This window comes from Pseudoalteromonas sp. C8, assembly GCF_011378685.1.
GTDB lineage: Bacteria > Pseudomonadota > Gammaproteobacteria > Enterobacterales > Alteromonadaceae > Pseudoalteromonas > Pseudoalteromonas arctica.
The window spans coordinates 70,469-93,878 of sequence record NZ_WTKT01000009.1 but is presented as its reverse complement, the minus strand read 5'-3'; the positions used below and the strand labels follow the sequence as shown (position 1 = coordinate 93,878).

Here is a 23,410-nt window from a genome sequence, read left to right as displayed (position 1 = left end):
ACAATAACAAAGGTTCAACCCTCAAACAATAAGACGTTTAGCTAATACAATAATCGATATAAGCCACTATTTACGCAACCTGCACACTTAACGCTCCACATTGAATATTTATTACACACGTCTTATTTTGGGCACAAAAAAAGCGGTTAAACTTTTACGTTATAACCGCTTTCACACACAATGTTTTTTTAACGTGGGTTCATAAACTCACTAATTTGTTGATGCGTTAAAGTAGGTGTTGCGCCAGAACTTTCGGCGACCATTGCTCCAACGGCACATGCAAAGTCAACGGCATATTGCGCGTCGTCGTTGCTACAAAGCTGATAAATTAACGAACCTAAAAATGAATCCCCTGCGCCAACAGTGTCAATTACGCTAATTAAATAACCTGAATTATAAAAATTCTCGCCTTTGATTGTTAATAAAGCACCGTGGCTGCCTTTAGTTACACATAAGTAATCGGTATTTGTTTGCTGTGCTATAAACGCTAAATTTTGTTCAAGCGAATGAAACTTACAACCCATCGCTTTTGCTATTTCGTATAGCTCTTCATCGTTTAACTTAATAAAGTCTGCTTTATTCATTAAATCTACAAGTGTTTCTAGCTTGTAATGCGGTGCACGTAGATTTACGTCAAATACTTTAAAGTTTGCTACATCAACTAGTTGATTTAATGTTGCTAAAGACGCTTCGCTTCGGCCAATTAGGCTGCCAAATACAAATACATCGCTACTTTTAACTTTACTAAGTAACTCATCAGTAAGCGCTATATTATCCCACGCAGTGTCTGCCACTATTTCATAACTTGCTGAGCCACCACTGTCGAGTGTTACCTCAACCGTGCTAGTTTTTTTGTCACTATTAATAGCAATGTATTCGCAGCTTACGCCTTTGCTAGTAATTTCGCCAAGTAACTCAGCGCCTAACTCGTCGTTACCTACTGCACTTATCATGTCGGCTTTAATGCCTAGTGAGTTGATACGCACACACATATTAAGTGGCGCGCCACCTAAGCGTTTACCTGAATCAAAACAATCCCACAGCACTTCGCCAAAGCAGCTAACACTTACGTTTTCGCCTGATTTATGATTAATTAAAATGCTCATAATTAGTTACTCTTTTGATCAAGTACAGCCTGCATAATGGCTTTAATTTTACTATTAGGTGCATACAACGCAGCAATCGACTTTTTATATTCAGCAGTAAACGTTTCGTTATGCTCAAGCTTACCAAACAAGCTCGTTAACTTTAAAAATGCAGACGGGCTAGTTTGAGTCTCTTGCGCGTAAGAATTAAGCTCTTTGTGCATCGCATCTTGAATTTCAAGCTTTTCGCCGTTTTCACTTAAACCCTTATCGCTGTATAAGCACCAAGTAGCAATAACAAGCGTTGCCAGTGATACATCGCGACCTTGTACTAGGTTTTCGTTAATTGTAGCAATTAAAAACTTAGGCAGTTTAGCTGAGCTTTCACTACAGATACGCGCTAGGCTGTCTTTAATATTAGGATTAGCAAAACGCTCTATTAACGTATCTTTGTAGCTTTCAAGGTCAATGCCTTCAAGTGGTTCAAGATTTGGCGTTACTTCTTTATCCATAAAAGCACGCAGGTATGTGGCAAATAATTCATCAGATACCGTTTCGTCAATAGTGCCATAGCCATGGATTGAACCTAATAAACCAAGCACAGAATGCCCTGCATTAAGTAAGCGTATTTTCATGGTTTCATAAGGCGTTACATCAGTAACAAACTGTGCACCAACAACGTCCCAATTTGGGCGAGAGTCACTAAATGTGTCCTCTATTACCCATTGTGTAAACGACTCACAGGTAATTGGCCACTCGTCGCTAACACCATATGCATCAACCACGTAATCAATATCACTCTTTTTAGATACCGGTGTAATACGGTCAACCATCGCATTTGGAAACGATACGTTTTGCTCAATCCACTCACTTAGGTCTTTGTCTTGCTCTGTAGCAAAGGCTAAAAGCATTTTGCGTGTTACGTTACCGTTGTGCTGAATGTTATCGCACGACTGCACTGTAAATGCGCCTAAGCCTTGCTCTTTACGCAGTTTTAACGCAGCAGTAATGTAACCAAACGCTGTAATTGGGTCGTTCGGGTTATTAATGTCGTTAATAATATCTGGATTACTGGTGTCAAACTCGCCCGTTGCAGGATTAAAGTTGTAGCCGCCTTCGGTAATAGTAAGCGACACAATTTTAGTATCGCTGTGCGCTAACTTATTAATTACCGCTTGTTTGTCCTCTGGAGCAAACAAAAAGTCGATCATTGAGCCAATTACTTTGTTATCTATTGTACCGTCTGGGTGTCTAACAGTAAGCGTATAAAGGTAATCTTGCTGCTTTAAAATATCACGCAGACCACGGTTACCCTCTAAAAGGCCAACACCACATATGCCCCATTGTTCAGAGCCTGGAGTTTTTAAAAGCTCGTTAACATATACCGCTTGATGAGCACGATGAAAACCGCCCACGCCAATATGAACAATACCGGCTTTAACTGCGCTACGGTCGTAGGTTGGTGTATCAACATGGCTTGGTAATTGAGCCAAGCTTTGTTGGTTTAGCCCTGTAACTAGAGCGTCAGTGTGTTGATGTTGCGTCATGGTGCGACCTTACTAAACAAAAATAAAATATAAATTACGATACTGTATTACGATAAGTAATTACGATGCTGTATTGAGTACTTTATGGCGTTTTAACGACCAGTACGCAGTAACAAAATAAATAACAGTACAAATAAAACAGGCTATTTCGAATTGCGATTTATTAGCGCTGTACATACTCATAGTTTCACTGAAAAACATCACCTGGCTGGCAAATATAAAAATAATAACCAGTGAAACCGTAGAAACCGCATTAAGTACTTTGGTAAATACAGAGCTGTCAATTACTGGCTTTGGAATGTCTTTAGCTTCAGCAGCTTGATATTCTTTGATATCACGTTGCTCTTGCTCTTCTGCTTCAATCTCTTGTGTGTAATCTTCACCGGCGCCGTATTTTTTAGCTAAAAGCGTATAAATAACGATTGTGAAAATCCACGTAGGAATAAACAAGTAGTAAAACGACATTACATCAATAGCATTTAAACCAAACCCAAACACAAGTGCTAACGCCCAAGATGCTATAGCCGGTACGCTGCGAGTAATGTTTTTATATTTAGCCCAGTAACGTGTTAGGCCAATTTTAGGAAATAACACATGCTCAGCAAACACAATGCCGCCTACTGGTACAACTAATAAACCTGCGTAGGTAAGTAGCGGAAGCATTTGTGAAAATACAAACGGGAAACACGCAATAATCACGGTTACAACACCTACAATAGCGGTTGTGCGTTCACGTGATTGATTAACAAATATAGATTGTGCTGCAAGACCTGCACGGTAAAGGTTTGCGTTAGCTGTAGTCCAACCGGCAATAATTACAATAACAAAGCCGGTCCAACCTAATGCATGGTATGCAACATCGCCCGGATCAAGTGATGAAATAGTTGTTTTAAGTAATACCGCAACGCCTGCGCCCATAATACCGGCAGAGATCCACGCTAAGTAATGACCAAAAAACATGCCCACGCCAGAAAACAAGCCATAGCTTTTGCGTTTAGCAAATCTAAAAATAGCCATGTCGATTAAACCAAAGTGAGTAATTGAGTTAGCAGCCCATGCAAAGCCAATAACTTCTAATAGGCCAATGCCTTTTTCACCATCGGCATTGGTGCCCGTCCATATGGAGGAGTCGCCTATGGTCATAAAGTCGCTAAAGCTAGTTAAAGAGGTAGAACCTAATACGTGATTTGAAAGCTCAGGGAATAACGCGAACGAACCTGCAATAAATATAACAAATAGCCACGGCGCACACAGTTTCGAAAAGTCAGCAACCGTAGAAAAGCCATACATCGCAACAAACACAACAATAGAGCCAACAGCTAAAACAATGGCTACAAACCAAAAGCTATTTGGATACCAATCAAGTTGTGCAGGTATATCAAACAAAAACCGCACGGCGGTGGAGGATACCGTGATCATCGCGGCCGATATAACACTAAAAATAACCACGTTAGCCCAGTTATAGAGCTTGGTCATTGAGTTACCAGCAATTTTGTTTAAGTAGTTATATAAACTTAAGCGGGTTTCTACTGCAATGGGTGCAGTAATCAGCCACCAAGAACACATTGCTAGCAGGTTACCTATTAATAAACCCAGTAGAATGTCGATGGTTGAAGCGCCTAATGCAACAAACGTTGCACCAATAACAAATTCAGTAGCCGCAACATGTTCGCCAGCGTATAGCCCTGCAAAATGTTTCCAGCCGTGAAGCTTATTATTAGCAACAGGAAGTTGCTCTTCGTTTACATCTTTAAATGTTTGTGTGTGTGGACTCGTTGCCATGGTATTTCCTATTGTTAACAGCAAAAGATTTAATACCTAAATACTTTGCCTTTTATAATTTGGCTTATAAACGCATGGTGTTTCGCCATGTTTTGTTTTATTTTTAGTAAAGCAAAACCATCTACATTTATATTTTGCGTTTGCTTGCCTGTCAGTGAGTAAGGCGAGCAAATCGCGTTTAAAACTTTGTGTATTTAAAAAGCTGCGTGTTTACTGCTTTTTAAGTGCAGGGTATGCACTAAAAAAATCTTGCCAATGCGTTAAATGATCAACATTTGGGTAAGCACTGTGCACATGATTAACAGAGCCTTGCATATGTTGCCCACCGCTGTAATGCAGTACTTGCATGTTAGCGTCAATTCCTGCATTTACGCCGGCTTTACTGTCTTCAATCACTAAACAATGCTCTGGCTTTATACCCATTTGTTTAGCTGCATGTAAAAATAAATCGGGTGCTGGTTTGCCACGCTTAACTTCGCTGCTGGTAAAAACCGTATCGCTAAAGTACTTACTTAAACTCACTACGCTCAACGCTTTTGCGGTGCGTGCTGGGCTGCTGCTAGTAGCTATACAAATAGGCACAGCTAAATTGTTAAGTACGTCTTTTATACCGTCAGTCGTGGTTAGTCCTGTTTCAAATTCGTTTAACAGTGCTTCGCGGTAGTCACCTTCAAAGCTTTCAGGAAGAGTGACATTAAATGCATCCGCTATTTTTTGGCTTACTGTTTTAAAGTTGCAGCCTAAAAAGTGTTGCTGTACATAAGCACGATCAATATCAACGCCTTTTTCAACAAGCATATTAATGAGTACTTGTGCGCTTAAAATTTCGCTATCAATAACAACGCCATCACAATCAAATATTACTAGCTCAATGTTAGTATTCATCTTGTCACCTTATTAAAACTGTTTGGTTTAGCTAATTTAAGTATAACGAGTTAAGCGCGATTAATATTGTGCAGCTTTTTAGTGCAACTCAATAATGAGCATAAGCCCACCGATTGAGCATATTCCCTTTATTGCACGAATATGTCAACACACTGTAAGTATAAAACGCACCAGCTTGGTGAAAATACACTCAGATAAAACTAAAAACCTTTGTATTTAATCAACTTTATAAAAGCATATTGCGACCAAGGTCGTAGTAAAAAAATTCCGTTAACGTAAAAAGTGCTCCTATTAATTTATTTCATCTGTTTTACAAATCACATCAATCTAATTAATCAGTTTTACCGAAGTTAATAAAATCAATACTATCGTTAACAGATTAACAGCCTGCACCACTGCCGGCACTTTTAAATAGATGAGGTCGACAATGAATACTCAAATAAACAAAACAAAATTAACACTAAGTGCACTAGCACTTGCAATGGCATTACCGGCAAGCGCAGCGACTACGTTAACTAAAGACAACGGCGCAGCTGTTGGCGACAACCAAAATTCAATTACGGCTGGCGAACGTGGCAGCGTATTACTAGAAGACGTACAACTAATTCAAAAACTACAACGCTTTGCACGTGAGCGTATTCCTGAGCGTGTTGTGCATGCTCGTGGTACTGGCGCACACGGTGTGTTTGTAGCATCAAAAGAGCTAGACGATTTAACAATTGCAGCACCGTTTGCACAAGCAGGTAAAGAAACAGACGTATTTGTTCGCTTTTCATCTGTAATTCACTCTAAAGGTAGCCCAGAAACACTGCGCGACCCACGTGGCTTTGCAACTAAGTTTTACACAGACCAAGGTAACTGGGATTTAGTCGGTAATAACTTACCTGTGTTCTTTATTCGTGATGCAATCAAATTTCCAGACATGGTTCACTCTTTAAAACCATCTCCGGTAGATAACATTCAAGATCCTAACCGTGTATTTGACTTTTTCTCGCATGAACCAGGTTCTACACAAATGCTAACGTGGGTTTACAGCGACTACGGTACACCAGCAAGTCTTCGTAAAATGGACGGTTGGGGTGTACATGCATACAAAATGATTAATAAATCGGGCGATGTTAAATACGTTAAGTTTCATTGGGTAAGCCAGCAAGGCATTGATAACCTTGACTCAAAAGAAGTGGCAAAAGTACAAAGCCAAAACTTTCAGCATTTAACACAAGATTTATACACTGAAATAAACAGAGGCAATTTCCCTAAATGGGATCTGTACATTAAAACGCTTGATCCATCGCAACTTGATGACTTTGATTACAACCCGTTAGATGCAACAAAAATGTGGTTAGACATTAAAGAAACTAAAGTAGGAACAATGACCTTAAACCGTATGCCAACTAACTTCTTCCAATCTACGGAACAAGTAGCAATGGCACCGGCAAACATTATTCCAGGTATTGAGCCTTCAGAAGACCGTTTATTACAAGGTCGTATGTTTTCTTACGCTGATACACAAATGTACCGCCTAGGTGCTAACCACCAGCAATTGCCAATTAACCGTGCAAAAGTTGAAGTGGTTAATTACAACCAAGACGGCGCAATGAATATTGGTAACACGACAAGCAATGTGAACTACCAGCCAAGCCAAGAAAACGTAGCTGAAAACCCAATTGCACGTAGAAGTAACACAGAGCTTAAAGGCTTTGTACAACAAGCCGCGATTAAAAAGCAGCAAAACTTCGCGCAAGCAGGTGTTATATACCGTGGTTTTAGCAAACAAGAACGTACAAACCTAATTAATAACCTAGCAGGCGATTTAGGTAAAGTGCAAAACATCAATGTTAAACACAAAATGCTTAGCCACTTTTACAAAGCTGATACTGAATACGGTACACGCTTAACTAAAGCTGTAAACGGCGACCTTAAAATGGTTAAACAACTAGCCGCTAACTTGTAAGTAGCTAGTTGTAATTAACTAGCTGTAAGTAATCAGTTGTAAAAATTAGTCCCAACTAAGCAAGCAGCTATATAAGCAACCACAATTATGAGGAAGGGATAACCCCCTTCCTCTTTTTATAAGAGACAATTGTTATGCGTAATTTATTAATTATAGTCGCTCTACTACTGAGCTTTACCAGTAGCGTTTACGCTCAAAATACCCCAAGTACACAAATTGAAAGCCAACATTCTGCAAAAACACAATACCAAAGCTTATTTGCTTATTACTTTGCCGCAGCACGTACAAACGACACCGCTATAATAGAGCAATTTGTAGATGCCGGTATTCCTATCGACAGCTACAACAATAAAGGCTACACCGCATTAATGATTGCCACTTACCATGGCAATAAAAACACGGTAAACACGCTTTTGCACTTAGGCGCTAATGCCTGTTTAGAAGATAACCGAGGCAACACAGCGCTAATGGCCGCTATTTTTAGAGGTGAATTTAGTATAGCTAAAACACTTGTATCACTTGATTGCGACAACGCGCATCAAAACAAAGCAGGTCAAACGGCAGAGCAATTTGCACAAACATTTGGTCAACAAAAAGTTATAGAGTTACTAGCGCAGGTAAATAATGCAAAATAATCTGCACGCAACAAAAAGCCCTAAAATAATAGGGCTTTTGATTTACTAAATATATGTTCAAATTAAACGTACTTACTCTAAAAACAGTGTGTTTATTAAGCTTTCTTGTTCTTTTCCAGCTTCATGTTTTAATGCTCGTATAAAATCCATAGAATTGGCGGGACTGTTTGGATAACCATGATTTTTCCAAACCAACTTGAGCGCATTAATAATGGGTTCATCCCCAATAGCAGCGCGTAGCTTAGCAAAGACAATGGTTGCTCGCGAATATTGGTCAAAGCTTTGTGTAGCATCAACTAAGGCTGATCGCTCCTTTATGTTCATCAGCATACTTTGCTCATAGCGTGTTGTTTCATACTCAACCAGCGCTTGCATTGTCGCTTTACCATAACGCTGCTCTATAACAACAAGCTCAATATACTTTGCCATAGACTCCACTAAAAAAGCGCTATCTGAAAATACCCCATTACCAATATCATGGCCAAACCATTGATGCGCGGTTTCGTGAACTGCACGGCGATAGCGTTGATCAAAGCCTGCATTAGCGCTTGGCTTTGATCTAAAACCAACACTGTCTTCAATAAGTATAAGTTGCGGCAATGCATAACCTGTAGCACCAACACTAGGCGAGCCTATTAAATTCAATTGTTTTGCTCTATAAGGGCTTATATTATTAAGCCATTTTATTGTATCGCCCATTGCGCTAAGGTTTACAGCTATAGACTCCGCTCGTGCTGGCTCGTTTTTATCTTTAGCAAACACGTTTAACATCACGCCATTTTGCTGTTTGGTAACAGGGGAATAAGGCACCGTCACCCAAGCTGGGATTGCATTTATGGGGGTACGAGTCTCAAAATGAAATATGTCGCGGTCACCTTTGCTGGTACGTGATATTTCCTCTCCTTGGGTTATAACCTGATAACCCCTTGTTGTACTCACTTTACTCGACATAGTAAGCCACTGGTAATGAGTACTTGCTTTCGCCGTTTTAGCAAATAGCTTCGTGGGTCTAATCACCGACTTCACTTTAAGTGCGTGTTGCTGACGAAGTATAGGATCGGTTAATTCATAATTATCTTGATAGCCAACAGTCGGCAATAAAGGCACTGATCGTATATAGCTAAATTCAGGGGTTATTATCTGATGGCCTCTTACTGGCCAAAGCTTAGCTTGATGAACATCAAACCGCGTAACTAGTTTACGAATTTCTCCTGGCTGCATTTCATTCTCAAACTTAAACACAGCTTGATTAAGCAAGGGAAAGCTTTTAGCCCTTTGCGCGCCATCGATTTCAATATCGGCCCATTCATAAAAACCAGAGCGCCCAACCAATATCTCTTTAATAGGGGCTTGATGGGTGTTTTTTAAGGTATATATTAAGGAAAAATGAGCTTGCTGCTGATGCGGATAAAAGTCTACATTAGCATCAATGTGCACAATGTTTGGCTGTGCTACATTGCGCCATTGTGAGAATGCTTTTTCGTATTGTGCTTTAAATGCCTCGCGTTTATGCGAGTTGGTTAAAGGCTTCTCCTCAACCAGTCTTAAATGTAATTGAGTAAATAGTGCCACAGTAATAAGTAAAGGTATAAGTAACCAAAAATGTTTAACCCCCATTACTCTTTGGCTCAACCCGGCACCTCGGTGATTAAAAATCACCGTAATTATAACTAAACTTATACACGCCACTAACCAAACTGATATATAAGGCCAATAACTACTGATACTTGCACGATAACCCCAAAAGTTATCAGGTGCCTGCAAAGGCGTCCAACCAACACCCCACAATGTATGCGTGAGGCCAAGATAAGTCATTATCGGTGTAAATTTGATCAGTAAAATGACAGCAATTAGCAAACCCGCAATAAGCTGCGAACGACACAAATTAAATACACACAAAAATACACACGCAATAATGGCAAGCACAATTGCCATCAAAAATAAAATGGTTAAATGTACTTCAAATTGATATGCACTGTGTAAAACCCATTGAGCTGCACTTGCCCCTAATAAGCTCATTGTTAAAAAAACCAATATCATAGTGCCTAGGACCAATAACTGACTGTTTAAAAAGTAATATGTTTTGAGCGGTGTAGCAGCAATCAGCTCAGCTATATTATAGTATTTAGCAAAGCAGCTTACTTGCCAGCTCCACAAAGCCATTAATAAAGTGCCAAACAACAATTGCATATCAAATGCATAATAACTGATCGCATCAAGGCTTGTGGTGCTCATAACACTCATTGGTTCAACATAACCAGACGACGAGGCAACACTATTAAAAACTATCACCGGCCAAACAAAAATAATCAGTAAAGTAACAGGGTGTGAAACCAAATTAACCAGCGTAATTTTGTATAAACTGGCCATCATCAAAAATGGTTTTTTTGTGACTTTCGCTGTTTTATATTCAGCGGGTTCTAACGTGTTGTAACGAATGTATTCGTTAGTATTTTTACCATTTTCACTCTTTAATAATGTGTGTTTTTTATTTTTACTAAAAGTAATATAAAAAATACCAACAGCAAGCATACTCACAACAACGCGATTAATAGCAAATGAAGCTCCTAATGAATTGGTTAAACTGTTTATTACGGCTGTGTATGCAAAAGGGTCAAGCCAAACAAATAATGTATAAAAGCGATGGCTTATAATACTACTTCCAGCAAGTAATGGATTTCCGGTAATACTTGCAAGCATTATGTAGCCTATCCACAACACCGCAAAAACAACATAATTGGGTAATGAAGTAGTTGATTTATGGCAAACAAAAAAGGCAACAACAACTAAAAAGCAGCTATTTGGTAACAACACTAAAAAGCTATTAAATACAGTAAAAGAAACCATATTTGGTATATAGCCAAATTGCCTTACATGCATGTATATCATTACTAAAACACTGATTAAGCTAATAATAAAAACCAAGCAAATCAGTAAACATACTCTTGCTAAACTGCGCTTAAATAGGCTAGTTTGCGTAGCATAAATAAGCTCCTGCATAGACGCGTGCTGATCTCGTAAAAATATAACGGGCGCCAATACTCCTACAAGCACAGGTAACTGCATCATTTGTAGCATTGTAATATTTAACTTAAATTGTTTTAACGAATCAACTTCAACTGCTGCAAGCCCAGAGGACAACATAACCGCAAATACCAAAGGGATAATAATGCACAGCCAAACAAGTGGTTGGCGCACTGCATATCGCCACTCATTAAAAATTAACATGTTTGACTTCCTTCATTGAGTGCAAAAAAGTACTTGTCTTGAAGCGTAGCGGGCGAGTTTATTGCATTTTGTGCAGGCGCTGTGTCTGCATAGACACGAAATGACGCTCTACCATAGCGATGGCTCTTACTTAATACATGCTGATTTGGTATGCCCGTAGGTAAACTTTCGAGCTGCCAAATCTTACCTTCTAAAGGAACTAGTAACTCTTTTACGTCACCGCTTTGTATGAGTGCTCCTTGATCTATAATGGCCACGTAGTGACATAAATTTTCTACATCTTCAACAATATGGGTCGATAACAATACCAACCTATTTTGACTAATACTAACGAGTAAATTATTTAAACTTTCTCGTTCCACAGGATCGAGCCCAGCAGTGGGTTCATCCATAATAATTAGCTTTGGGTTACCTAACAAAGCCTGAGCCACACCAAAACGCTGCTTCATTCCTCCCGAAAAATTAACGACCTTTTTATTAGCAAACTGAGTCAAATTGGTTAGCTTAAGTAAACTATTAATTTGGTTTTTGCGTGCATTACCATCTATGCCTTTTAATACGGCAATATGCTCAAGTAACGCCCGACAACTCATGTTGGGGTACACGCCAAAATATTGTGGTAAATAGCCTAGCTGCGATCTAAGCGCATCTGGTTGGCTAATCACATCAAGGCCATTAAAATTAATATGTCCGGAGTCGGCATTTTGTAAACACGCGAGTGTGCGCATAAGTGTTGATTTACCCGCTCCATTAGGGCCAAGTAGACCGACCATACCGGCGGGTAGAGTGATCGTCACATCATTCAAAGCCTGCGTACCATCTGCGTATTTTTTGTTGATATTTTTCAGTGTAAGCATTAGTTTCATCCTTAATTGGTATAGCACCAGCTTAAGAAAGCAAGTCAATACAAGCGAGAAAATAATGGTTAACGTATTGAAATAAATGATGAACATAAAAAAGTAACATTGGTCATTTAAATATGACCTTTCATCATTTAAATAAACGGCCTAGTATGCTTAAAACGGTTACTAACCCTATGAAATAAAATAATTATTTTAAAAATAAATTATGATTGAAACAATTTTATGGATAAACTAGCGCGCTCAGCGTAGTGAATTGTGCAAAGGTAATGTTTAAAATAAAAAGACAATTTTATCTAAGCATATCTGCTCAGAAACTATAATAAAAACGGAGTCACATATGCAGCAAGCCAATACACCAATATGGCAACGCTTTAGCATTACCCAGCTAATAATTTTTTTACCGCTAATAGCCGCTATTATGCTCGACTCTCATATACGCTTTTTGTCATCACATATGGATTCAACTAGCCAATATCTGACTATTAATATTCAACTTTTTTTACAGTGTATTCCCTTTTTTATTGCCCATGCGTTTGCATATCGTTTATTACTTACACCCGCAATCATAGTTTGGCTGTTAGGCTTTTTAGCCTATCCATCTCTCTTGCTAGTATTTAATAACCAACTTCTTAACTTTTCGCAATGGCAATACCTTGATGCACAATGTTGGACACTGTGCGCATCTGCAAGTGGTATATGGCTTATTACTAAACGCACTAATAAAAATAACAATGTGTTGAGTAATAAATGGCTTAAATCCTTGTTTTCACTTGATACAGTCGTGTTTATAGTACTTTTAGGTTGGGCAATAGTTACATCAAGCATACTCAATACGCACACTGATCCTATGTTAAACCAGCCTATTGAGCCTGTTATTGATGTTTATAAAGTATTCACACAGTTTGATACTTTTTTGGGTTACCTTTGGCAAATTACTGTTTGTGCCGGATTAGTATATGGAGTGTATTTATTAAATAGATATTTATTAATACGCTACGTATTAACCTATCATGGCGTATTAATATTTTTGTTTGCAAGTTTAATAAGCCTCGTTGTACTTACACCTATATTAACATCGTGCTTGCTACTGTTACCTATTAACGATTTACCCTCAGGCATTGCTAACTTAACACCAGGCGGTAATGATAATATTTTCAGCCCTGAAAATTATCAGTTCGTATTTTTGTTTTTAGCTATAAGCACACCGATTATTTTAGCGTTTGAACGACAGCAACAACACGTTCAAATTAGCAACATTGCCCAGCAACAAACAAAAACAGAGCTAATGCTACTTCAGCAGCAAATTAACCCTCATTTTTTATTTAATACATTAAACAACCTTTACGCGCTGACATTAAAAAAAGCAGATAATGCACCAGATCTTGTTATGCAATTAGCTAATTTACTGCGTTACAGTGTTTATGAAGGCCAAAAAGCACAGGTGAGTTTAGAAAAAGAAATCAATTACTTAAAAGGTTTTATTGCATTACAGCGTTTGCGAAGCGCTGAGCGCTGCAACTTTGATGTGCAATGGCCTGAACATCAACAACACTATTTAATTTCGCCGCTACTGTTAATAATGATTTTAGAAAACGCGATAAAGCATGGTGTAGAGCCCACGTCACAAAAAGTAACGGTTGTGTTTAAAATCACCATGGCCGATAACATACTAACGCTATTTTCCTCTAACCCTATTCTACCTAATAACAATTCAGAGCATGGGATGGGACTTAACAATTTACGCCGTAGGCTAACTCTTTTATATCCAAATAAGCACACATTAATTATTAATGAAAATAAAAACCTTTGGCAAACCACACTTAAATTGGAGCTGGCTGCATGCTAAACACAATAATTGTTGATGACGAGCCGCTCGCGCATGACGTTATACTGCATCATTTAAGTGCCCATAAAGATATTAATATAAGCGGACAATACCTTAACGCTAAAGATGCATTATGTGCTTTAGCCACATCATCTATTGATTTGTTATTTTTAGACATAAACATGCCCGAACTATCAGGGATTGCATTACTAAAAGTGCTCGCGAATCGACCACAAGTGATTATTATTAGTGCGTATCAAGAATATGCTTTAGCCGGTTTTGAACTAGACGTAACTGACTACCTACTAAAACCAGTCTCTGCGCAACGCCTTGAACAAGCACTCAATAAAGTACGGAAAAAAAGAAAACACATAACGCTAAATCCCAAGGCACCTCTGACTATTACGCTTAAAATCGATCGTGAAAAACATAAAATTCAATTAAGCGATATAGACATGTTTGAAGCGTATGGTAATTACGTAAGAGTATGGCAAGGTGAAAAATCATTACTTGCAAGCAGTACTCTCAAATACATATTGCAGGAACTTGATACTTCATTTATTCAAGTCCACAAATCTTACGTGATTAACAAAAATAAAGTTGTTGCGTTAAGTAATGAAAGCGTTCAACTAGCATCAGGCGTGTCAGTTAAAATTGGCAAGTCATTTAAACAACAAGTGCGCGACATTATTTAACCTGAGATCTTATTTTATGTTTATCTAAAACATAACTTTAAGCTTTTCCCTAACACCGGACCTAAAATTTAGCACTTAACCTTTGCGGCTTTTCTCGCGTTACAAAGTAGCAAATTAGCGAGCCAACCGTTACCAGCACAACACCTTGCCAAAACGAAGCACTCAGCGTAATAGATAAATACAGCGCTGAAATAATAGTAGAAAACACCGGTGTAAAGTACGAAAGTGTGCCAAGCAGCATTAAGTTACCGCCAATAATAGCTTGGTTCCACAGTGCATACCCGCTCCCTACCACTACTCCTGCTAATAGCAATGTTATGCTTGAGCTGAGTGAAAACGTTAATGGCGCTTCATTACTAAAACCATATTGCGCCCATAAACTCATTGTCGTAACAGTAAAGAATAACGTAATGGCATTTTTGCCATTACTCAGCTTTTGCGTAACCACGCAATAAATAGCCCATATAAACGCTGCAGTTAATGCCATTAAATAAGTAGCAGGATTATCAGCAAAGTTAGCTACAAGCGTATCGAGTGACATTTCTTGATCGCCCGTAATACACCAAGCAACCCCTAAAAAAGCAATAATCATGCTTGGGTAAACCCAGTAACTTACTTTTTTGCGACCGATAATAATAGAGAGCAATATAGTTAGCGTGGGCCATAAATAATTAATAACCGCCATTTCCATTGCCTGATGACGGCTATTTGCCATACCAATAGAAAGCGCCAAGCAAATTTCGTACGATACAAATAATAAAGTACCTACTACCAAGTAGCGTCTTGAAAACCCACTAAACTTAGGCACTCCCATAACCAAAATTAAAAATATCGCACTGACAGAGTACATAGCCGCAGCACCACCGATGGGGCTAAACAACTCAGAAATATCCCGTAGTAATGCAACTAAGCAACTCCACAGTAATATTGCAGCAACTCCATAAAGCGTGTATTTATTTTTGCTTAAAAACTCCATTTGCCAATCCAAAAGTACTACTCGTAAATTTGAAACTAAACTAACAGTAATTATTTAATTAAACAATCAAGGTTTATAGCTTGAACCTCTTCCCCTGTTTTTTACATTCACACTTTTTAGTAATTGACCTTCTGGTCAGTAAAGCTACAATCAATCAATACGTTAAACACGCAAACTCAACAATGACCACACAAATAAAACCAAATAAAAAAGAAGTAACACGCGAAAAAAACCAAAAACTAATTTTAGATGCCGCCGAGCAATTGTTTTCGCAATTAGGTTACGACGGAGCAAGTATGAGCATGGTTGCTAAAGAAGCGCAGGTGCCAAAAGCTAATATTTTGTATTACTTTAAAAGTAAAGATGGTCTGTACGAGTCTGTGATCGACCGCATAATAGCTAATTGGAACTTAGGGCTCGATAACGTCACAATTAACGACGATCCAGCTACCGTGCTTTATAACTATATTAAAAGTAAAGTAATACTCGCCGTAAATCAGCCAATGCAATCTCGCTTATTTGCCAGTGAAATACTGCGCGGTGCCCCTTATTTACAAAACTACTTTAGAACCAATACCCGCCCTTGGGTTAAGCAAAAAGTTGATGTACTTCAAGCGTGGATGGACGCAGATAAAATGGATAAGGTTGACCCCTACCATTTGCTCTTTACTATTTGGTCTACCACGCAGTATTACGCCGACTTTCAGGCTGAGGTTTTACTCGTAATGAACAAATTAGAGTACGACAAAACCGATGTGGCACAAATTACGCAATCAATTGCCCACATAATTTTAAAAGGTATTGGACTTAAAATACCTGAGCAAAGCGAGACTTAACCCATGACACTCTTTACTACACCCGATTTATTTGACGATCATCGCGATAGCGTACAAGTAGCCGACAGTGGCCTTTATCACTTTGGTAAAAAAACCACGTTTTACGGTCAAGTCGTTACCGTTACCTGCCCAGAAGACAACTCATTTGCTGCCGATATATTGCATGAAAATGGTGAAGGTAAAGTATTAGTTATAAACGGGTTTGCGAGCAAACGCTTTGCGTTTATTGGCGATATTATGGCTGAGCGTGCCCTAAATAATGGCTGGGAAGGGGTAATAATAAATGGCTGTTGCCGAGATATAGAAATACTCGCCACTATGGACTTACCGGTTATGGCGCTAGGCTCAACACCGCGTAGTACCTTAAAGCGCGGCTTTGGCGACAAAAACCAAGCTGTTACCATGCTTGGCACCACCATAGAACCTAACGATTGGGTTTACGCCGATATTAACGGTTTAATCATCAGTAAAACGTCCCTTATTTAGCGCTCACAACCATATAAATAAAGACCAATTTGGTGCACCTGCGCACCAAATTGGTTTGTTTTAGCTCATTTTAATACCACTATTTTTACAGCCCATATTTACTAACCTCATACAACCCACCAAATCCTGACCAATTGGACAGGATTTTAATTTGTGGCATTCCTCTTGCTTAGGTTTTAAGCAATATAATAAGCTAACCGATTAAAAAGCGGATCAGGCTCTGTAAAATAAAAACAAGTTGTTACGCAGTGAGCTGAAAAATAATAAAAATTAATCCGTCTTTTTAATCACCCTAAATCTGGACTGCTTGGTCAGATTTTTTATAACGAGTGGTGATATGAGTACCAAAAATAATAATACGACCGGTATTTTTTGTGACCATGGTCCTAAAGCATGGCAAACACATTACCAAGGCACGCTTATTAATAAGCGTCTTGCAATTAAAGATGTATTTGCAATTAAAGGCGAGCGTAACAGCGCAGGTAACCCTAGCTGGTTTAAAACAGCTAAACCGGCACAGCAAACATCCAGCGCCATAAACAAATTAATGAGTGAAGGCTGTAATTTTACAAGCTTTACCCATACCGATGAGCTGGCGTACAGCCTAGAGGGAAATAACATTCACTATGGCGCTGCTCAAAACCCTAAATTAAAAGGGCATGCTTGCGGTGGCTCAAGTATGGGGTCGGCGGCTGCAGTTGCTGCTAACTTAGCCGATATTGGCTTGGGCACCGACACTGGTGGCTCAATTAGAATACCCGCCAGCTATTGTGGTTTATATGGCATAAGGCCAAGCCATAACGTGATTGAAAAAGATGGCCTAATACCCTTGGCTCCGCCTTTTGATACCATAGGTTGGCTTACCCAAAGCGCAGAGCTATTAAGCGATGTAGGTAATGTACTGCTACCAAATCAAGCTATTAATAACGTTAATACCTTAGTTATTTGTGAGCCGTTATTTGAACTCGTTGACCCTGCTTTAAAAGCTCCACTTAAACAATTGCTTGAAAAAACCAAACCTAATTTTAAGCACCATAAAGAATTTGAACTACCTAACAGCAGCTTATTAAACGAACTTGCTGATAGTTTTAGAGTACTCCAAGGGCGAGCAATCGCAAAAACGCATAAAGATTGGCTTCAATTGCAGGGGCAACTTCCCCAGTTTGCTCCAGCAATTGCGGCACGTTTTAATATGGCGCTTGCCCTAACTGATCAAGAAGAACAAGAAGCACTAAAAGTACAAATCCAATGGCAAGCAATCGTGGCTAATAATTTAGATAAGCACAGCAGTTTATTTTTACCCACCACCCCCACAACCGCACCTAAATTAGGCGCCGACACAAGCGCCTTACGCATGCAAATTATTACACTTTCGGCAATTGCAGGGCTTAGTGGCTCAGCGCAAGTGCATTTACCGCTGGCTGATTTAGCAAATGATCATCCGTATGGTTTTTCATTAATGATGACCCACGGTAACGATAAAAGCCTACTTGCTTGCGTTAAACACCTAGCTGCACACTTTAAACAGGACACACCGGCATGACCACACACAATATTGCATTTACCGCGTCTCATTTTTCGGCAACAGAGGCGGGTATAAATATACTAAAACAAGGCGGTACAGCTACCGAGGCTATGGTAGCCGCGGCCGCTGCTATCAGCGTTGTATATCCACATATGAACTCAATTGGTGGCGATAGCTTTTGGCTTATCGATAAACCAAACCAAAAAACGCCCATCGCTATTGACGCCTGCGGCCGAGCTGCAAGTAATACAAGTGCTTATAACACGCTCACACAAATACCAGAGCGCGGCGGACTAAGCGCATTGACTCAAGCGGGTACAATACGCGGTTGGCAAAAAGCCCTTGAGCTAGATGAGCACGCAGCACTACCTCTGTCAAAAATTTTAGCGCCCGCCATTGCACTTGCTCGCGAGGGCTTTACCGTTACAAAAAGCTTGCAAGCAGGCTGCGAAAAGCTAGCTGCTGCCAATAATACCAATGACGCGTTTAAAAGCCTCTATATATCCAATGGTAAGCCCTTGCAAGCAGGTCAGCATTTTAAAAACCCTAAACTTGCAGCAACATTTGAACACTTAGCAAAACAGGGTTTAAACGCATTTTATGAAGGTGCACTTGCTAACTCATTTGCCGCCGACTTAGCAAAAGCAGGTAGCTCAATTACCGTAAGTGATATTGCAAATACTAAAGCCGAGGTCGTTACTGCGCTAAATGCAAACTTATCAGGTATTGATTGCTATAACTTACCCGCACCAACACAAGGCGTGCATTCACTGCAAATAATTGGTGCCGTAAATAAACTAAAACACAAAGCTAAAACCGATGCCGACTGGATGCATTTAATTGTTGAGGCAACCAAACAAAGCTTTACCCATCGCCCTACTCTTTGGGCTGACCCTGAAGTATTAGGAGATGATTATAAAAACGCACTAACCGATGATTGCTTAAGCCAACTTGCTAACAATATTGATATGACCAAAGCCAAAAAATGGCCTTTTAGCGCAGAGCCTGGCGATACTGTGTGGATGGCTGCAAGAGATAAAAACGGGCAATTAGTAAGCTTTATTCAAAGTATTTACTGGGAATTTGGCAGCGGAATACTAATGAGCGAAGGCGGCTTTGTGTGGAATAACCGAGGTTTAAGCTTTAGTTTAAACAATGAAGATATTGATGCGAGTAACAATATTAACGCCCTTGCGCCAAATAAAAAGCCGGCTCATACACTTAACCCAGCAATGGCAAAGTTTAGCGATGGTCGTCGCCTTGCTTACGGAACAATGGGCGGTGAAGGGCAACCACAAACCCAAGCCGCTGTTTTTGCAGGCTACGCATGGCGAAATAAATCAATAAAACAAGCAATTAGCGACCCTCGGTGGTTACTTGGACGTACATGGGGCGATACAAGTACAAATTTAAAAATTGAAAAAGGGTTAGTTTTTCATATAGAACATGAATTAAATCAACGTGACCACGATTGGGTAAGCGTTGATAATAATAACGAAATGATGGGGCACGCTGGGGCGATTTTAGATACACCTACAAGCCTTGAAGCTGCAACAGATCCTCGTTCAGATGGACGTGCAACAGTAACTACAGCAGGAACACAATGTCAGAAATGATAAACCAATGGCCAATAGTAGCGGCCTTAATAGCAACCGGTATTTTTGCCGGAATTTTAGCAGGACTTTTTGGTGTAGGCGGCGGTATTGTTATCGTACCTGTGCTGTATTTTTTACTGCAAGGTTTTGGCGTAAGCCCAGAGTCGGCAATGATGATAGCCACCGCCACATCACTTGCAACCATAGTACCTACTTCGCTTTCATCTATTCGCTCGCATCATAGCAAAGGGAATATTGACCTTGCGCTAATAAAATACTGGGCACCGTTTATATTAGTTATGGCGGTAGTCGGTAGTATTATTGCTCATACCGTTCGCGGTAACGCATTAGTGCTCATGTTTGCCTGCATTGCTATTTTAGTCAGTTTAAACATGTTATTTAGAGCCGGCGCACCCGCGCTTGTAAAACAACTGCCAGGTAAATTTGGTCAAGGCGTTATGGCAAGTATTGTAGGTGGTTTGTCAGTAATGATTGGCATAGGCGGCGGTACTATTGGCGTACCTATGCTAAACGCATTTAATGTACGCGCCCATGTTGCAGTAGGTACTGCGGCCGTTTTTGGTTTATTGATTGCGCTACCAGGTGTTATTACCTTATTAAGTATTGGCGCAACGCCAACCGATGCTCCCCTAGGTACGTGGGGGTTAGTTAACCTCCCTGCCTTTTTTCTTATTATTCCGCTGACTATTTTATTTGCACCTATTGGCGTAAAAATTGGTAGCAAGCTGGATCAAAAACAACTAAAACGCGCTTTTGCCGTTGTCTTAATGATAACCGGCATACGCATGCTTATTCAGACTCTGGGAGCCTAAACATGTTTAATAACACGCAAGTTCAAACCTTAAACCCACCACAGCGTTTATTAATGGGACCAGGTCCTATTAATGCAGATCCTCGTGTTTTACGTGCTATGTCGGCGCAGCTTATAGGTCAATACGACCCAGTAATGACCGGCTTTATGAACGAAACCATGGCGCGCTATCGCGAAATTTTTAAAACCAAAAACGAATGGACCATGCTAATAGATGGCACATCGCGCGCAGGGATTGAAGCCGTATTGTGCTCTATTTTGCGCCCAGGCGATAAAGTATTGGTGCCAATTATGGGGCGTTTTGGGCATTTACTGGCTGAAATTGCAGAACGCGTTGGCGCAAAGGTGCACACAATAGAAGTACCGTGGGGCGAAGTGTTTACGCCAGAACAAATCGAAAAAGCCATTGTTGATGTAAAACCTCATGTACTTGCCATGGTACAAGGCGATACATCGACCACCATGAACCAACCTCTTGAGCATATTGGCGATATTTGCCAAAAGCATGATGTACTATTTTATTGCGACGCCACCGCATCTATTGTGGGTAACGAACTTCCTGCCGATGAATGGAAACTCGATGCACTTTCGGTTGGCCTGCAAAAATGTTTAGGCGGACCGTCTGGTTCAGCACCTTTAACACTCAGCGACAAATGCGCCGAGTGGATCCAAAAACGTAAGAAAGTAGAAGCAGGTATTCGCACTGCCGATCATACCGACGGCACAGAGCCATTTGTACGCTCAAACTACTTTGATTTAGGCATGATAATGAATTACTGGGGCGAGGAGCGCCTAAATCATCATACCGAAGCCACCAGCATGTTGTATTGCGCCTCAGAATGCGCCCGCATAGTCATTGAAGAAGGCGTAGATAACTGCGTAGCGCGTCACAAACTACACGGCGATGCAATGCTAACAGGCATTCAAGCATTAGGCTTAAATGTATTTGGCGATTTAACACATAAAATGAACAACGTACTAGGAGTGTATATACCCGAGGGCATTAATGCCGATCACGTACGCGGGCAAATGCTAACCGATTTTGGAATAGAAATTGGCACCTCGTTTGGACCACTTCATGGCAAAATTTGGCGTATTGGCACTATGGGCTACAACGCCCGAAAAGACACCGTACTACAAACATTGGCAAGTTTAGACGCTTGCCTACATGCCAACGGTTACAAAGGCCCTAAAGGCGAGGCCGCCATTGCAGCCCTTGCTCACTATAAATAAAAAAAGGATTTAGCATGACGATTGTAAGCCCACAACACAGCCCTTTATTAGGTAAAGAACGTGCCAATACCCACGCAGCACGCGCTTTATCTCGCTGTAAAACTCTCAGCGCACTATCGCAAATGCAAGGCGGCATTCACCGAGTGTACTTATCAAAAGAGCACAAAGAGTGTAACGACGTTACTGCATCGTGGATGGTTGAGGCAGGCATGCAATCGTGGCAAGACGAAGTGGGCAACCTTTGGGGGCGGCTTAAATCATCAAACCCACATGCTAAACGTTTAATTATAGGATCGCACCTCGACACAGTACCAAACGCAGGTGCATTTGATGGTATTTTAGGTGTACTACTGGGGATAGAGATTGCAGCGCTTGCAAATAAGCTAAAGCTCGACCTGCCCTTTCATTTAGATGTAGTGGGCTTTTGCGATGAAGAAGGCACTCGCTTTGCCACAACTTTAATTGGCTCAAAAGCACTCGCTAACGAGTTTGACCCACAGTGGCTAAATATACAAGATACAAGCGGTATAACTATGCGCCAAGCCATGCTCGACTTTGGCTTAAACCCTAACGACTATGCAAAGGCCGCACTAAACAAAAACGAATTACTAGGTTACTGGGAAACTCATATTGAACAAGGCCCTGTACTCGAATCGGTTAATCAGGCGCTCGGAGTAGTAACGGCTATAGCAGGTGCTAAACGCGCTATGCTTACCCTAACAGGGCAAAGCGGTCATGCGGGTACAACGCCAATGAACTTGAGGCAGGACTCACTAGCGGGTTGCGCTGAATTAGTAACCGAAATCGAAAAACTAGCAAACAATGCTAAAAATGGCGAAGTTGCCACCGTAGGGCAAATACAGTCGCGCCCCGGCGCTACAAACGTGATTGCAGGCAAAACGACCATAAGCCTAGATGCACGCGCACAAAGCGACACCGATCTCGCTAACTTACTAAGCGCCATACAAAGCAGCGCTCAATCTATAGCAAGCAAACGCAATTTAACACTCGATTGGCAATGGACTCATGCCGCCGGTGCCGTTGCGTGCGACACCACTATTCAGCATTTATTTACCAATGCATGCAAACTCAATAACCAAGCATCGCCTTCACTTGCCTCAGGCGCAGGGCACGATGCAATGGCAATCGCTCCAATTTGCCCCGTTGGCATGTTGTTTATACGCAGCCCTGGCGGTATAAGCCATCACCCAGCAGAAGCGGTTATCGACAGCGATGTAACAAAGGCACTCAGTGTAATGTACAGCGCGCTTTTACTGTATGTGAAAGAGCTTGAGTGATTTTAAAGGAATCGAGTAAACCAAATATATTAACTTGGTATGCTTAGGAATTTAAACCTCCTCAAAGTCATTTGGAGGTTATTACTGAAGGCAGGTAAATGCAGGAAAACGCAGGAATATACGTTATTTA

Annotated in this window: 18 protein-coding genes; 11 read left to right on the top strand and 7 right to left on the bottom strand. The window is 40.4% G+C overall.

Translation table 11 applies throughout. The annotated features are described in order from the left end of the window. Positions 1-188: 188 nt before the first annotated feature. The 4 genes from GQR39_RS10635 to GQR39_RS10620 form a co-directional block, all read right to left on the bottom strand. Positions 189-1,106, bottom strand: coding sequence for a carbohydrate kinase (locus tag GQR39_RS10635; RefSeq protein WP_165735585.1), 918 nt, complete (start codon positions 1,104-1,106; stop codon positions 189-191). Positions 1,107-1,108: 2 nt separating this feature from the next. Then, positions 1,109-2,632 carry a mannitol dehydrogenase family protein gene (locus GQR39_RS10630; RefSeq protein WP_165735584.1) on the bottom strand — a complete coding sequence of 508 codons (1,524 nt, stop codon included), beginning with the start codon at positions 2,630-2,632 and terminating at the stop codon, positions 1,109-1,111. Positions 2,633-2,692: 60 nt separating this feature from the next. After that, on the bottom strand, positions 2,693-4,414 hold the full coding sequence (locus GQR39_RS10625) for a membrane protein (RefSeq protein ID WP_024591939.1): 1,722 nt from the start codon (positions 4,412-4,414) through the stop codon (positions 2,693-2,695). 210 nt (positions 4,415-4,624) lie between these two features. Next, positions 4,625-5,299 carry an HAD family hydrolase gene (locus tag GQR39_RS10620; RefSeq protein ID WP_165735583.1) on the bottom strand — a complete coding sequence of 225 codons (675 nt, stop codon included), beginning with the start codon at positions 5,297-5,299 and terminating at the stop codon, positions 4,625-4,627. A gap of 427 nt (positions 5,300-5,726) precedes the next feature. Between GQR39_RS10620 and GQR39_RS10615 the strand changes: the two genes are divergently transcribed. Together GQR39_RS10615 and GQR39_RS10610 are read left to right on the top strand one after the other, a co-directional pair. Further along, positions 5,727-7,253: a catalase gene (locus tag GQR39_RS10615; RefSeq protein WP_165735582.1), complete on the top strand. Its 1,527-nt coding sequence runs from the start codon at positions 5,727-5,729 to the stop codon at positions 7,251-7,253. 134 nt (positions 7,254-7,387) lie between these two features. Continuing rightward, positions 7,388-7,888: an ankyrin repeat domain-containing protein gene (locus tag GQR39_RS10610; protein WP_165735581.1), complete on the top strand. Its 501-nt coding sequence runs from the start codon at positions 7,388-7,390 to the stop codon at positions 7,886-7,888. 72 nt (positions 7,889-7,960) lie between these two features. On the opposite strand, the gene GQR39_RS10605 is transcribed toward GQR39_RS10610, so the two are convergent. Together GQR39_RS10605 and GQR39_RS10600 are read right to left on the bottom strand one after the other, a co-directional pair. Beyond that, a complete protein-coding gene (locus GQR39_RS10605) occupies positions 7,961-11,116 on the bottom strand; it encodes a M1 family aminopeptidase (RefSeq protein ID WP_240918199.1) in 3,156 nt (1,051 codons plus the stop codon). Further along, a complete protein-coding gene (locus tag GQR39_RS10600; RefSeq protein WP_165735580.1) occupies positions 11,110-11,973 on the bottom strand; it encodes an ABC transporter ATP-binding protein in 864 nt (287 codons plus the stop codon). The genes GQR39_RS10605 and GQR39_RS10600 overlap by 7 nt, the downstream gene beginning before the upstream one ends. A 343-nt stretch (positions 11,974-12,316) precedes the next feature. Between GQR39_RS10600 and GQR39_RS10595 the strand changes: the two genes are divergently transcribed. Beyond that, positions 12,317-13,825 (top strand): sensor histidine kinase, encoded by a 1,509-nt coding sequence (locus GQR39_RS10595; protein WP_165721709.1) that lies wholly within the window; start codon positions 12,317-12,319, stop codon positions 13,823-13,825. Next, a complete protein-coding gene (locus GQR39_RS10590; RefSeq protein ID WP_165721710.1) occupies positions 13,819-14,499 on the top strand; it encodes a LytTR family DNA-binding domain-containing protein in 681 nt (226 codons plus the stop codon). Before GQR39_RS10595 ends, GQR39_RS10590 begins: the two co-directional genes overlap by 7 nt. A 61-nt stretch (positions 14,500-14,560) precedes the next feature. Here the strand turns inward: GQR39_RS10590 and yddG are convergent, their stop codons facing one another. After that, entirely contained in the window at positions 14,561-15,475 is a 915-nt protein-coding gene (gene yddG, locus GQR39_RS10585; RefSeq protein ID WP_165735579.1) for an aromatic amino acid DMT transporter YddG, read from the bottom strand. Positions 15,476-15,657: 182 nt separating this feature from the next. Here yddG and GQR39_RS10580 point away from each other — a divergent pair, with 182 nt between their 5' ends. The 7 genes from GQR39_RS10580 to GQR39_RS10550 all read left to right on the top strand — a co-directional run bounded on the left by GQR39_RS10580 (position 15,658) and on the right by GQR39_RS10550 (position 23,280). Further along, a complete protein-coding gene (locus GQR39_RS10580; RefSeq protein WP_024597735.1) occupies positions 15,658-16,311 on the top strand; it encodes a TetR/AcrR family transcriptional regulator in 654 nt (217 codons plus the stop codon). Positions 16,312-16,314: 3 nt separating this feature from the next. After that, complete coding sequence (locus GQR39_RS10575) at positions 16,315-16,797, top strand: putative 4-hydroxy-4-methyl-2-oxoglutarate aldolase (RefSeq protein ID WP_165735578.1); 483 nt, start codon at positions 16,315-16,317, stop codon at positions 16,795-16,797. A 337-nt stretch (positions 16,798-17,134) separates the two neighbouring features. Beyond that, positions 17,135-18,340: an amidase family protein gene (locus GQR39_RS10570; RefSeq protein WP_165735577.1), complete on the top strand. Its 1,206-nt coding sequence runs from the start codon at positions 17,135-17,137 to the stop codon at positions 18,338-18,340. Next, a complete protein-coding gene (locus GQR39_RS10565) occupies positions 18,337-19,938 on the top strand; it encodes a gamma-glutamyltransferase (protein WP_165735576.1) in 1,602 nt (533 codons plus the stop codon). The genes GQR39_RS10570 and GQR39_RS10565 overlap by 4 nt, the downstream gene beginning before the upstream one ends. Beyond that, entirely contained in the window at positions 19,926-20,750 is an 825-nt protein-coding gene (locus GQR39_RS10560) for a sulfite exporter TauE/SafE family protein (protein ID WP_165735575.1), read from the top strand. Before GQR39_RS10565 ends, GQR39_RS10560 begins: the two co-directional genes overlap by 13 nt. Positions 20,751-20,752: 2 nt before the next feature. Next, positions 20,753-21,982, top strand: coding sequence for an alanine--glyoxylate aminotransferase family protein (locus tag GQR39_RS10555; protein ID WP_165735574.1), 1,230 nt, complete (start codon positions 20,753-20,755; stop codon positions 21,980-21,982). Positions 21,983-21,996: 14 nt separating this feature from the next. Further along, positions 21,997-23,280: an allantoate amidohydrolase gene (locus GQR39_RS10550; RefSeq protein WP_165735573.1), complete on the top strand. Its 1,284-nt coding sequence runs from the start codon at positions 21,997-21,999 to the stop codon at positions 23,278-23,280. Positions 23,281-23,410 lie beyond the last annotated feature (130 nt).